13 protein-coding genes are annotated in these 12,095 nt (G+C 71.6%); 1 reads left to right on the plus strand and 12 read right to left on the minus strand.

The genetic code is table 11. From position 1 onward, the window contains the following. Positions 1 to 111: 111 nt before the first annotated feature. The 4 genes from xerC to ACIGW2_RS25780 form a co-directional block, all read right to left on the minus strand. Positions 112 to 1,290: a tyrosine recombinase XerC gene (gene xerC / locus ACIGW2_RS25765; RefSeq protein ID WP_399846243.1), complete on the minus strand. Its 1,179-nt coding sequence runs from the start codon at positions 1,288 to 1,290 to the stop codon at positions 112 to 114. A 70-nt stretch (positions 1,291 to 1,360) separates the two neighbouring features. Next, positions 1,361 to 1,666, minus strand: a complete 306-nt coding sequence (locus ACIGW2_RS25770; RefSeq protein WP_399846245.1) for a helix-turn-helix domain-containing protein — start codon at positions 1,664 to 1,666, stop codon at positions 1,361 to 1,363. 188 nt (positions 1,667 to 1,854) lie between these two features. After that, positions 1,855 to 3,045 carry a DUF3631 domain-containing protein gene (locus ACIGW2_RS25775; protein WP_399846247.1) on the minus strand — a complete coding sequence of 397 codons (1,191 nt, stop codon included), beginning with the start codon at positions 3,043 to 3,045 and terminating at the stop codon, positions 1,855 to 1,857. Between the two features lie 170 nt (positions 3,046 to 3,215). Beyond that, complete coding sequence (locus tag ACIGW2_RS25780) at positions 3,216 to 4,166, minus strand: bifunctional DNA primase/polymerase (RefSeq protein ID WP_399846250.1); 951 nt, start codon at positions 4,164 to 4,166, stop codon at positions 3,216 to 3,218. 131 nt (positions 4,167 to 4,297) lie between these two features. Here ACIGW2_RS25780 and ACIGW2_RS25785 point away from each other — a divergent pair, with 131 nt between their 5' ends. Further along, positions 4,298 to 5,302, plus strand: a complete 1,005-nt coding sequence (locus ACIGW2_RS25785) for a hypothetical protein (protein ID WP_399846252.1) — start codon at positions 4,298 to 4,300, stop codon at positions 5,300 to 5,302. On the opposite strand, the gene ACIGW2_RS25790 is transcribed toward ACIGW2_RS25785, so the two are convergent. The 8 genes from ACIGW2_RS25790 to ACIGW2_RS25825 form a co-directional block, all read right to left on the minus strand. Further along, positions 5,299 to 5,793, minus strand: a complete 495-nt coding sequence (locus tag ACIGW2_RS25790) for a hypothetical protein (protein WP_399846254.1) — start codon at positions 5,791 to 5,793, stop codon at positions 5,299 to 5,301. The genes ACIGW2_RS25785 and ACIGW2_RS25790 overlap by 4 nt on opposite strands. Before the next feature lie 199 nt (positions 5,794 to 5,992). Continuing rightward, positions 5,993 to 8,104, minus strand: coding sequence for a hypothetical protein (locus ACIGW2_RS25795; RefSeq protein WP_399846255.1), 2,112 nt, complete (start codon positions 8,102 to 8,104; stop codon positions 5,993 to 5,995). Between the two features lie 2 nt (positions 8,105 to 8,106). Beyond that, positions 8,107 to 9,678, minus strand: coding sequence for a hypothetical protein (locus ACIGW2_RS25800; RefSeq protein WP_399846258.1), 1,572 nt, complete (start codon positions 9,676 to 9,678; stop codon positions 8,107 to 8,109). A gap of 83 nt (positions 9,679 to 9,761) precedes the next feature. Continuing rightward, a complete protein-coding gene (locus ACIGW2_RS25805; RefSeq protein WP_399846260.1) occupies positions 9,762 to 9,977 on the minus strand; it encodes a hypothetical protein in 216 nt (71 codons plus the stop codon). A 15-nt stretch (positions 9,978 to 9,992) separates the two neighbouring features. Continuing rightward, a complete protein-coding gene (locus ACIGW2_RS25810) occupies positions 9,993 to 10,325 on the minus strand; it encodes an RRQRL motif-containing zinc-binding protein (RefSeq protein ID WP_399846262.1) in 333 nt (110 codons plus the stop codon). After that, positions 10,322 to 11,347 carry a DUF2637 domain-containing protein gene (locus ACIGW2_RS25815; RefSeq protein WP_399846264.1) on the minus strand — a complete coding sequence of 342 codons (1,026 nt, stop codon included), beginning with the start codon at positions 11,345 to 11,347 and terminating at the stop codon, positions 10,322 to 10,324. Before ACIGW2_RS25815 ends, ACIGW2_RS25810 begins: the two co-directional genes overlap by 4 nt. Further along, positions 11,344 to 11,805 (minus strand): hypothetical protein, encoded by a 462-nt coding sequence (locus tag ACIGW2_RS25820; RefSeq protein WP_399846266.1) that lies wholly within the window; start codon positions 11,803 to 11,805, stop codon positions 11,344 to 11,346. The genes ACIGW2_RS25815 and ACIGW2_RS25820 overlap by 4 nt, the downstream gene beginning before the upstream one ends. Further along, a complete protein-coding gene (locus tag ACIGW2_RS25825) occupies positions 11,802 to 12,062 on the minus strand; it encodes a DUF6284 family protein (protein WP_399846268.1) in 261 nt (86 codons plus the stop codon). Before ACIGW2_RS25825 ends, ACIGW2_RS25820 begins: the two co-directional genes overlap by 4 nt. Between the last annotated feature and the right edge of the window lie 33 nt (positions 12,063 to 12,095).

The raw sequence follows: 12,095 nt of genomic DNA on the forward strand, positions 1-12,095 counted from the left end.
CCATTACCTCCCACGTAACGACCCTTTGGAGGGCGTGACCCGCCAAACCGCAGGTCACGCCCCCGGCGCCGTGCGGGACGTCCTCCCGGGGAGCCAAAGAGGGAGCCACCGCTAGCTCTTCCGTCCCTTGTCGGGCTTGAAGATCTCGTCCATGGCTTCGGCTCCCTCCGTGATGACGGGGCGAATCTGCTTCCGGTACACGGTCTCGGTGGTGGCGGTCCCGCTGTGGCCGACGAGCCTAGCGATGACTTCGATCGGTGTCCCGTGGTCCGAGAGCAGGGACACGAAGCTGGTGCGGAGTTCTCGTGTGGTCCAACGCTTGGGTGCGGTGAAACCGGCTTCCTTGAGGAGAGATCGGAGCTCTCGAAGAACGTTCGTCGAGCTCCGCTGCGAGCCGTCGGAGTGAGCGAACACGAGCCGATCGTCAGACCAATCCTCTCCGCGGGCCGCGCACTCCTCCTGTTGGCGTTGTCGATGGTGGGTCAGGACGACGGCGGCGTGATGGGGCATGGTCAATGACCGTCTGCTCTTGCGCGTCTTCGTCTCGCCCCTCTTCCTGACGGAACGCCACACGTCGATGTACGGGCGCTCCTCGCCTTCGGTGTCGATGTGCACGTGAGCCCAGGTGAGTGGGCGTTCCTCCTCGGTTCGGACTCCGACGAGCAAGGCGAGCACCACGTAGGCGTGAATCCACGTCCCTTGGCGGGTGTGCAGGAGGGCATGCGCCTCCTCCAGCGTCAGGGACTTACTGGGACGCCCCTCCTTGCCCTGCGGAAGTTCGACGAACTCCGCTACGTTGCGGCCCACCTTTCCCTCGCGCTGGGCCTGTGCGAGGGATCGGCGCAGGATGGAACGGACCCGCTTCAGGCTCTCGTGGGCCAGCTCCTCGGACTTCGCCGTCAACCACTCGTCGACTTCGTCGGCCGAGAGTTCATGTACCTTCGCCTTCCCCAAGTCCGGGATGACGTGATTGGACGCCAGGCTGCGATAGACCTTGACGCTGCTCTCGTCCCGGCCGCGCAGACCCCGTTCAAGCCAGCTGTTCACCGCGGCTTCGACGGTGTTCTTTGAGGAGGTACGGGTCCCTCCTTCAAGCTCCCGCCTGAGCGTCCGGAGCTTGCTGCGGACCTCCGTCTTCGTCTTCCCCGAGACCTTCGGCCGCCGCCGCCTCCCGTCCGGCCCGTACCCCAGAGAGATGGCGCCGATGTACCGGTTCTTGGAGCTGTCCCAGTAGATCGAGTCCTCGCCGTTTCCTGCCTTCTTGCGCGGCGAGGGTTCCTTGGCGGGCATGTTCTGCGTGCCTCATCAATGTCAGGAGGCCGCACCGGAAGGGTGCGGCCTCGGTCTACAGTTCTCGCGCTCAGGCGGCGTCGGATTCGCGCTTCAGCATCTCGACGTACTCCTCGATGTACTCCGTCGGTACGAGGCGCCGGCGACCCACACGTACGGTCCGCAGGCGTCCAAGGCGGATCTGCTCCCACACGGTGGTTCGCTCGAAGCCGAGGACGTAGGCGGCATCGGAGACGGAGTGCAGGCGCCGCTGAAGCGGCATGGCGCCCGTGTGCTGGAACGGGGTGGCCGGTGTCGTCGCGGAGTGGGTGATGGGGAACTCCTCGCAGATCTCGGGGAGCGTGAGCGTCGCGTGGCACTTGGGCGCGGTAGTCATAGTCGGACTCCTCATCGCAATGACGATGGGCCCCTCGGGCCCTTCTCGTGTCAGGTCCGCTACTTCCGCTACCTCCGCTACCGCCCTGGTCAGGGGCATGATCGGAGGTAGCGGACGGGGTAGCGGTAGCGGATGTGTGCGCTACCGGCCCCGGGTCCGGGGCGTGGGGCCGGTAGCGGGGTAGCGGATCAGGTAGCGGACGGGAAGAGCTCTTCCGCTACCGATTCCGGGCCGCTGACCTGCGAGGTAGCGGAGGTAGCGGAAGTAGCGGCCCCCTGAAGGGGAGGGGGGCAGTAGCGGTCCCATGCGTCGTGCAGATCGGCGGCGTAGTAGCCCTTCAGGACCGATCCGGCGGACTTGATGTTCCGCGCCTTGATGGGGGTGTTGTCGCTGGTCATGTACTCACCGAGCATCTTGGCCAGACCCCGGGAGTCGAGCGGCCGGCCGCTCATGTCGGCCCAGGGTGCTTCCTCCAGCGCGCACAGCCGGTCGAGGATGGCGACGGTCGGCATGCGGTCGATCCCCGCCATGACGTGGTCGCGCAGGTCGGTGAGCAGCCGGATGCCGAGGGACCCCTTGTCGTCGGCGCGGGCGGCGTTGACCAGCTCCACGCACGCAGCACGGGCGCGCTCGGGCCAGTCGCCGCCGGCCGCGTCCGCGACGGAGAGCAGGGGCTCCCACACGTCCGCGGGCCGGTCGGTGACCCCTTCGGGCATCTCGGGCCAGCGCCCGGCGATGTCCTCGCGGACCTGATCGGCCCAGTGCGCGAGCCGGTCGCGCAGCTTGTTGCCCTCGGCCTCGTGGAGCCGGGCCCGGAAGGGCTCGACACGCTCGTTCCGGGCGCGGCGGCGCATGCGGATGATGACGGAGCGGGTGGTGATGGTGTCGGGAAGGTAGCCCAGTCCGGCGACCGCGACGGCCGTGTAGGAGGGGAACTCCACCACGGTCTGGTTGCCGCCGTCCCCGATGCACCGGTAGGTGACCCCGGAACGGCGGTGGCCCGCATTGAGGAACCCACGCAGTTCCTCGTTGTCGCCCGCCTTCGGCCCGAAGACGGTGTCGATCTCGTCGAACAGGATCGTGGGGCGGCCGGCCGGGTCGGAGACCGAGCGGAACAGGGCGGCGGCCCGCGCGTTCACCGCGAGCATCGGCCGCGGCACGAGCGTCTCCACGACCTCCAGGGCACGGGACTTGCCCGACCCGGGCTCCGGGGAGAGGAACGCGAGGCGCGGGGTGGAGTCGAAGGCGTCGAGCAGGTGCGCGTGGGCGTCCCAGAGAGCGACGGCGACGTAGGCGGCCTCACGCGGGAAGACGTTGAACCGGCGGTGGAACCGCTCGACGTCGTTGAGCAGGGCGGCGCCGTCGATGGCCTCGGGCATGGGGCGGTCCCTCCTGGCGGGGGTGGTCGGGTGCGGGTCAGGGCAAAGAAGGACGCCTTCGGCGACGCCCTTCGGGTCGCCCACGACCGGTGCGGCCGGGGCGTGTTCAGCGTCCTCGGCCCGCACGGTGGTGTCGGTGGGGCTTTTCAGGGCGAGGGGTTCGGGGTGGCTCACGCGGCGGCCTGCCGGGGGCGGGCGGTGCGGATGGACCAGTCGAGTGCGCTGCGGATCGTGGCGCGGCACTCGGCCGGCGGCAGTCCCGCCGACTCCCCCGCTGCCTGAAAAGCCTCCTCGGCCACGTGCCGGGGGAGGTCTCCCCACGCGACGAACCGGCCCACGGCCCGGACAGAGGCGAGGAGTTGGGCGTTGCGGCCGCCCTCGTGGGCGCTGGCGACGGCGGCGGTCTCGCGCTCCAGCGCGACCGTGGCGACACGCGGCCCGCCCGCGAGCGCGGGCCCCGGGACGGACCGGACGGGCTTGGGCTGCTCGGTGAGCGCGTCGGCGAGCCACGTGGGCAGCGGGGCGGGGGCGATGCTGTCCAGGACGGTGTAGGTGCCGTCCGGGGTGGTGGAGCCGGGGGCGACGACGTACCCGCCCCACCCCCGGGTGTCCACGTGCGGCCCCAGCCGCCCGGCGCTGTTGCCGAGCCGGACCCCGGCGGGCTGGGTGAAGTACAGGTGCTGCCCGCCGCGCGCCGTCCGCACTCGGTAGGTAGTGGGGACGGCCTGCCCGGCGCGCTCGCAGAGCGCCTCGAAGGAAGTCACGCCGTCAGGCGTTCCTTCCTGCTCTCCCTCCTTGACCGTGTCCAGGTCGACCACGAGCAGCCCGGACGGGCCGGTCGCGATCCCGATGTTGTACGGGGCGTGGGTCCAGGCGGCGGCGAGCAGGTCCGGGTCGGTGGTGGCGCGCTGCTCCGGGGTGCGGTGCCCGTCCGTGCACCGGCCGGTGCCGGGGCAGCGTGCCGTGGAGTGGCCGGCGGGCCGCTTATCGCGGGGGCGGAGCGGGAAGACGTGCCACCCACGCTCGGCTGCCGCGACGGCGTGGGCGAGCAGGTCCAGGCCCACCAGGTCGATGGACGGTAACCCGTCGGGCTCTCGCCGGAACGGGGTCGGTTGGGTCATGCTGGATGTCTCCAGTTCTGTGAGAAGCACTGGCAGGCGAGGGCGGTCCCGGACTTTGGCGAGACGGGGGCCGCCCTTGTGGGTTTCTGGATCTAGCCCTTGCTGTCAGTGGGGGCGTTTATGTTCGAGGGATGACGACTCTTGACTTGGTTCCGGGCCTGATCACCACGCGCGAGGAAGTCGCTCAGGCTTACGGCGGCTCGCGGTACAGCGGCGGGATCGTGCCTGCGAAGGACTCCGGGAAGGTGTTCGTGTACTCCGACCCGAGCGTCGGCGAGAAGCACGGCTACACGTTCGACGGGCATGCCGAGGACGACGAGTTCGGGACGTTGTTCCTGTACACCGGGGCTGGTCCCGAGGGGGATCAGCAGATGGTCCGCGGCAACAAGACGCTGATGGACACCCTCACGGATGGGCGTGACGTCCATCTGTTTGTCGCCGATGGCAAGGCGGCGCCGGGGAAGAAGCTGGTGAAGCAGCGCTACGTCGGACAGGTCATGCTCGACCCGAATCTCCCGTACGTGGTACGCCGAGCCCCGGACAAGCACGAGGAGATGCGGGACGTCTACGTCTTCCGCTTCCGTCCCGCGACCGGCGCTGTGCTGCGCTTCGAGCCCAAGGACGCTGTGCCGCCGGCGACCAAGAGCGGTGTGGAGGACCTCCCGATCGAGTGGCCCGCGCTCGTCGTGGAGGACGTGAAGGGAAAGAAGACGGAGCAGCACAAGACGAGCGAGACGATCGCGAACGTCAAGGGCGGCCCCCGGACGGTGCTGCGGCGGGAGGGGCAGTTGGTGACCGCGTTCGAGAAGTTTCTGATCGCGGCCGGCCATGAGTTCAAGAGCTTCCAGATCACCGTCGAGGGCGAGCCGGGCCCGCTCGTCCCTGACCTGTATGACATCACCGCCAATGTGCTCTATGAAGCGAAGGGGCTCACCACGCGGGCCAATATCCGGATGGCAGTGGGGCAGTTGCTCGACTACCGCCGGCACCTGAAGAAGGAGGTTCCCTGCGGTCTGCGCATCGCTGTGCTGCTGCCGAGCGAGCCCACGCCTGATGTGCGTGAGTGGCTGGAGTCCGAGGAGATCGCGCTCGTTGTACAGAACGGGGTCGGCTTCACCGGCTTCCCTGCGCTCTAGCGGTTGTTGATGGTGCCGTTAGCGCGGCCGAAGAGGCCGGTGGCGGTGATGTTCTGGGTGATGTGGGTGGTTGCCCCGCCCGTCCCGGTCCCGCCGGTGGCGGCGCGGCGGGCGGTGCGGATGAGGACGGGGATGGCGATGACGGCGGCGACGACGAGGGCGGCGGCGGACCACAGGGCGTGGCTCATGGCGATGAGTCCCGGGGCGGCGTAGGAGAGTCCGATACCGGCGGCGCCGATGCCGACGCCGACGGTCGGGGCGAGCAGGGCGGTGGTCTTGGCCCATGCCGGGATCGGCTGCGGGGCCGTAAGCGGAATGGGCTGCGCGGGTGCGGGGTGGGTGTAGGCGAGGGTGCGGACCCCGTTGGGGAGGGTGACCCAGTCGACCCCGGGCGGGACGTCGGCGGGGAGGATCACGGGCCGGGCGGCGGTGGCCGGCGGCGGGCTCCAGGGGTGCGGGGTGGTGATCTCGTACGAGGCCTGTTCGTGCACAAGGTGCCCCTTTCAGCGGGCCGGGCAGCACCCGCGTGGTGGGGTGCTGCCCGGTGGCCTTGCTTGTCGTGTCGCTTGTCGTGCGGCTTGTCGCTTGTCTTGTCTTGTCGCTTGTCGTCTCCCAGGTCAGACAAGCTTTTCGGCCCGTACAGGGCCCGTCAGGGACCTTCCTGGGGGAGGTCGTCGACAGGCGACAAGGTCAGCTCTCGGCGGGCCCGCCGGAGTGGTGGCGGTGGTGGACGTAGCGGGTCTTGGTGCCGGTCCCGATCCGTACGGCGATGCCCTCCTCGGCCCACTCCTTGAGCCAGCCGACGACGGTCTGACGGCTGGTGCCGTGCTCCTCAGCGAGCGCGCGGGCGATGGCCGATGCCCCGGTGCCCTCGGCGCCGGCGGCGAGCAGCACGTCGAGCGCAGCCTGCTGGGCGGCGCCCTCCTTCTGCCCGTTCCGGAACGCGTTCAGGTTCAGCCCCGGCCGCCCCTCGGGCTCCGGTGCGGGTTCCTCGGTGGTGCCGAACTCGGCGTCGATCTGGGCCATGAACCGGGCCGCGAGCGCGTCCTCGTCGGTCGCCGGGGCGGCGTGCGAGGGGGCGCCGCGGAGCGCGGAGAGGCTCAGCCCGCCGGGGCGTGCCGGCGCCGGGCCGGCGGACCGGTCGGCGGGCCGCTCGTCGGCCGGGATGGTGGTGCGCATCCAGGCGGTGCGGGTGGTGTCCCAGCGGCGGGCGTAGGCGGGGCCGGCGGCCTTCGCGGACGGCTCGTCGAGCCGCGGGTGCAGGGCGCTGGTGGCGTGGACGATGTCGGCGATCTGCCGGGGCGTGATCCGCCACGACTTGAACAGGCCCGGGGCCGACTCCGGGGTGCCGATGAACCCGGCGCCCTTGTAGGGGGCCTGCTCCGGCTTCAGGCCGCGGGAGCCCGGAAAGACCTTGGACAGGTCCATGCCCTCGACCTCGCCGCCGGTCAGGCAGACGCGGGCCTTGGCCTCGCGGCGGATCATCAGGTTGCCGAGCACGGCCCCGGTCGCGCCGAGCGCGGTCAGGACGGTGCGGATGCCCATGGCCCGCAGCAGCCGGATGACCTCCAGGATCTTCCCGGCGAGCTTGCGCATCTTCGGATCGTTGCTGGCCAGGATCTCCGCGCCCTCGTCGACCAGGATCATGATCTGCGGGATCTGCGCGGAGACGGGCAGCAGATCGGTGTCCGCCTTGGCCATGAGGTCCTGGTAGACGACCTTGCGGTGCTTGCCCACGCGCAGGGCGGTGTCGAGCATCAGCTCGGCTTCCTCCGGGGTGGAGGCGAGCCAGTCGATCCCGGGCCGGGTCTCGCTGTTCGGGTTGCCGTCGCCGTCGAGCGCGGGGCGGACCCAGGGCAGGCCGGCGGATCCGGCGTTGAGGTCGATGACCCAGGTCAGGATGTCGGTGGCGCGGGCGAACCCGGCGAGCACGGTGTGGCTGAAGTTGGTCTTGCCCGAGCCGGTCGGGCCGACGACCAGCGCGCACTGCTCGCGCAGGTAGACGGGAACGTCCCGGCCGTCGGAGCGCACGCCCCAGGGCAGGCCGGTGTGGAGGGACAGCGGGCTGTAGTCGGCCGGGTAGGGGATCTCACCGGCGAGGACGTTCACGGTGGAGACGTCGATGAGGACGCGGCCCTGGTGGATGCCGGGGGTGGCGGCCACGGTGCAGCCGTGCGGCAGCCGGGCGTCGGCCGACAGACGCGCGGAGTCCTTCGCGATCTGGTCGTAGGTGGTGGCGCCGGGCAGTTCGGCGTCGATGGTGAACCCGGTGGCGGTGGGCCACTTCTCGATCGCCAGCACCGTGATGGTGACGCCGCTGACGCGCTGGATGCGCTCGACCCACTCGGCGGCGAGCGTGCGGCGTTCGGCGGACAGTTCGGCGGCGACCTGCCGGTCCGCGAGCGCGATGAGCTCCAGCTCGCGGGCGTCCTCGTACAGGCTGGTGGAGCGGGCGGCGGTGCCGATGCCGACACCGAGAACCGCGAGCGAGCCGATCGCGGTCCAGGTGAGCGGGCCACTCGCCATGGCCCAGGTGGTCCATCCGGCGCCGAGCAGCCATGAGGACGCGCGCAGGGCGACGGTGCGGGCGGAGAGCCGCTCGCGCAGGGTGGAGACGGTGTGGCCGATGGCGCCGGCGGCGCCGACGGCGAGGGCCCAGCTCGGGGGCATGCCGGTTGCGGCGCCGGTGGTGGCGAGCGCGAGGGCGCCGGTAGTGGCGGACAGGGCGCCGGTCACGGGTCCGTGACCAGCGCTCCAGTCCCACACCGGCCCCGACGTGGTGTTGGGGTTGGTGGTGGCCATGATCAGACGTTCCAGCCCTTCTCGGCCTCGATGCCGTTGCGGGGGTCCTCGTGGCGGGCGATGTCGTGCTCGTGGACCTGCCGGAACAGCGGTCCGACCTGCTCGGAGGAGTCGACCGCGCGCATCAGCGCGCCGTAAATCTCGTCGAAGGCGCAGGCGATGTCCTTCTCCAGGGGGAACTCGCGGTCGGACCGCTCGGCCAGGATCTTGAACGTCTCGGCCACGTGGTTCAGGGCCTCGGGCAGGTTGTCGACCATGGTCAGGATCTCCATGGCCGTCTCGGGCTCGTAGGTGCGGGCCGCGTTCTCCATCTCGGCGGCGGCCTCTTCGAACTTGAAACCGGACACGTTCACGACCTCCACAGGGGACGAGGGTGCGGCGGGGGTGAGGAAGGTGGGGCGCTGGACCTTGTCGCCGATCTGCTGCTCGGGGTCCAGGTCGGCCTCGATCGCGGCCTCGGCGGCGGCCTGCCGCTCACGGATCGCCGCGTCACGCGCGGCCTGCTGCTCCTCGGCGGTCCGCATGAGGCGCCGGTACAGACGCCGGCCGGGGTGCTGCAGGAACTTGATGCCGAGCTTCCGGCCGAGCGGGGTGGTCAGCGCGCCGAGCGCACCGACCGAGGCCGCGAGGAGAGCGGCGAGCAGGCGGCGGCCCTGCTTGCGGGCGGCCGACTTCCGCAGCGCCCGGCGGGCGTCCTTGCGGACGGCCCGCTTGGCCACGCGGGCCTGCTTCGCGCTCAGCCCGGCGCGGACCTTCTCCCGGGCGCCGTCCACAGTGCGGGCCGCCGACCGGTCCCGCGCCGCACGGGCCCGCTGAACGGCCGCGTCACGACCACCACGGACCTTCCCGCCCAACCACGAACGGCCCTTGTCAGCAGGGCGCTTCGCGCCACCGGGCCGACCGCTCGCGGCGCTGGACAGACGCGACGAGGGGGTGGAAGTGGGAGTGGTGCGGCGGGTGTCGGCGACCGCCCGCCGGTCCTGCACACGCTGTGCACGGCGCTCCGCCCGCGTCGGGCCGTCCGTTGAGCGGGCGTCCTGCCGCAGCGCCCTGACCTGCCCGATCCGGCCCTTGGGCAGGGTCCGGGCAGTCGTCGAGGATGCCCCGGCAGCGCTGGTGCGGCCCTTCGATGCGCGCGAGGCCCCGGCGCTGCGGCTGGTGCCGGTCGCCCGGTGCCCGCCGGTGCTGCGGGCGGCGCCGGTGGCGGTCTGGCGGGACGGCCGCGGGGTCTGCCGGGGGCTGGGGACCTTCGAGGTCCGCGCCCTGCTGGTGGTCTTCGCGGTGCGGTTGCGCGCGGCCCGACGAGCCAGGACCGCGCCGCCGACGACGGCTGCGCCGAGAGCGGCGAGCGCGGCACCGGGCGGGCCGGCCACGACCGCAGCCGCGGCGATACCGCTCACGGTGCTGTTCACGCCCGTGGTCGCCAGCGGCACCACGGGCCAGCCGCCCGGCGTGTGCTCGACCTTCGGAGCGTCCTTCACCGGCTGCTCGGCGGCCGGCGGCGGGGGCGGAGGAGTCGGCGGGACCGGCGGCGGGGCGAGGCCCACTACCGGCTCCGTGCTGATGTCCGTCATCCTTGCTACCTCCCTTAGGGGAGATCAGGGGCCCGGCCAAAGCTGTGGTAGGTGGATGGTCGGGCCCTGCCTGTTGGTGCAGGTCAGAGGGTGTTCGGCTCCAGCGAGAAGAACAGGACCGTCGCGTTTTCCAGGGACGGGCGGCGGTGCAGCATCTCGCCCCAGATCTGGTTGAAGACGTCGAAGCGGGACTGGCCCGGCTCCGGGGTGATCGTGCCGCTGGCGGTGCCCTGCCCCTGCCGGGTCGCCAGCGTGAGGACGTACATGTGGGAACCCTGGGGCTGATCGTTGATCGGCATGAGGAAACCTCCTGGTCAGGCAGCGAGTTCGGTGGGAGCGTCCGCGCACGGGACACACATGCCGAGCGTCGGCGGGATGCGGTAACCCGCGTCCCGGCCGCACTCGGGGCAGACCCGGCGGGCGGCGTTCGCGCGCTCCAGAGCAGCGCGTTTGGCCGGGGTCATGGGCCGGACCGGCTTGGCCAGGTCGACCCGGTAGAGGTAGGCGACGAGCGGCCCGCGCCGGCGGCGGGGCCGCTCGATCTGGGCGGCGACGTCCTGACCACCCGGGCGCAGACCGCGGGCGCGCAGCTGGCGGAAGGTCGCGAGCCCGTCCGGGGCGCATCGCCAGGGGTAGACGGGGGTCACCGGCCGGCCCCTTCAAGAGCAGGAGCCGGAGTGTTGTCGCGGAGTTCCTGGTAGCGGGTGGAGACCCAGCCGACCGACCAGCCGCACAGTTCGGCGGCCTGCCGCACCGACAGTCCCGCGCCGAAGGCGGCGGTCACGGTCTGCCGCGCCTGCTCTTCCGGCTGTTTCTCGGCAGCGGGGCCGGCGGCGAGGAGAGCGGCGCGTTCACGCTCGGCCTGTGCCTCACGCTCACGCTGTTCACGCAGGGCCGCCGCCTCACGCTCGCGACGCTCCCGCTCACGCTGCTGCGCGGCCTCGCGTTCACGGGCCTGCCGCTGGCGTTCACGCTCCCGCTCGGCCTGTGCACGCTGTTCACGCTCCCGCTCACGGCGTTCACGCTCGGCCTGCCGCTCACGCTCGGCGGCGGCCTCCCGCTCGCGCTCCTCGCGCCGGGCTCGCTCCTCGCGTTCAGCCTGTTCACGCAGCAGGGCCGCTTCGTGCTCACGCTGTTCACGGGCCATGCGGGCATCGAACTCCCGCTGCTCGCGCACGCGCTTCTCGGCGGCTTCGGCCCGCTCGGCGGCGGCCCGCTCCCGCTCCAGCAGGTCGGCCCGCTCACGGGCGTTCGCAGCCTCCAGCGCGTTCGTGATGGCCCTGCGGTAGGCCAGGCCGGTCTCGGCCGTGACGATGAGCAGCAGCGGCGCCACCGCGTGCACCGCGACACCGACCAGGTCTTTTGCCAGGGCGGAGTCCGCGACGTTCAGGGCCAGAGTCATGCCGCCGGTCATCCATCGCAGGGCGATGGGCCACCGGCCGCCGTGCCCGCCGAGCCGGGCCAGAACCGAGTCGAGGCGGACCACGATGACGACCGCGGCGTCCACCACGAGCGGCAGGATCGGCGCGGTCCAGTCCCACTCGTCCGCCGTGTGTGCGGCCATGAGCGGCGTCACAGTGAGGACTGAGTAGAGCATCGCGCCCGACACGATCAGCCACGTACCGATCGACAGGGCCCGTTCCGCTGAACGGATCTGAACAGTGTTCACGACCACGCTCCGCCCCTCGGGATGTGCATGACCGACCAGCCGCTCAGGGGGCCGTCCGTGGTGCCCGCGGGCCGCCAGCCGGCCGGGTCGGCTCCGAGCGCTGCGGCGTAATCCTTGGCGGCCTGAACGCTCGCGTGAACGCTGTGCGGGGCCCCGTGACGCAGCAGCAGCCCCATCGGCATGGCCTCCGCCCGGCGGGACTCCGCCAGCTCCCCGAACAGCGCCGCGGCCTCCGCCCTCGACTCCTTCAGTGCCGCCTCAACCTCGACGATGTGCTCGCGCAGGATGGCCGCGTCGCTCTGGGCCGACTCCGCCAGACCGTTGAGGTGGTCGACCCGGGCGACGTGGCGGCGGTACTGCTCGGCGGCCTGGGTGTTCGCTGCGGCCGCGGCCTCACGCGCCTGCTCGGCGTCCTCGACCAGCCGGCGCAGACGTTCGGCCGTCACGATGCGGATCACGCGGCACCACCCAGCACCGCGGCGCGGTTGGTCAGGTCCCGGCGCTCGACCAGCACCCGGTTCCGGGCCCGCCGGATCCGCCGGGCGTCCAGCTCGCTGGCCGGCCGGTCCAGGGTCTTGATGTACGCGTCGAGCCGCTCGACGTCCGCCAGGATCAGCGGCATCTCCTGCTCGATCGCCTCCAGCTCGGCGTCCGTCGGCTCCAGGTCGACCGGGAGCGCCGTAACGAGGCTCCGAAGTGCAGCGATGGACTTCATTGGGTGAGTTCCTTCCAGTCAGGAACGGCCCGA

It is taken from the genome of Streptomyces sp. NPDC053541, from assembly GCF_044544705.1.
GTDB lineage: Bacteria > Actinomycetota > Actinomycetes > Streptomycetales > Streptomycetaceae > Streptomyces.